Annotated in this window: 1 protein-coding gene; it reads right to left on the reverse strand. The window is 55.7% G+C overall.

Features of this window, described 5'->3' with window-relative positions:
• On the reverse strand, positions 1-235 hold a 235-nt coding region (locus RMT89_RS41855; protein ID WP_315888997.1), incomplete at its 3' end, for a hypothetical protein.
• Positions 236-336 lie beyond the last annotated feature (101 nt).

The following is a 336-nucleotide window of genomic DNA, read 5'->3' on the forward strand; positions in this document are numbered from 1 at the left end:
ATCCAGCGGCCTTGAGAATGGTCAAATCTGACTCACTGGCATTCTTACTGGACTTATTACCGCCCGATGCGTCAGGGAATACCTCGACCGCGTGACCCTTGTCCTTATAGCGCTCCACCAATAGCTGAGCCATATATGGAGTATCCCGACCGTCTGTAATCTCATCCACGGCAATAGGTCGGCCATCCCGGATTACGTAGACCACAGCGGCCATGTGCAGGCGGTTGAAGTCCATGCCCACCTTCAGCGGCTCTCGCTCCCGCATCTCCGCATCAGCATGGTTAAGCGTGCGCGAGAAGTCGGGGTAGACGCTGCCAGAGCTAAGATTGGTGAACT

This window comes from Streptomyces sp. P17 (assembly GCF_032436805.1).
Lineage (GTDB): Bacteria > Actinomycetota > Actinomycetes > Streptomycetales > Streptomycetaceae > Streptomyces.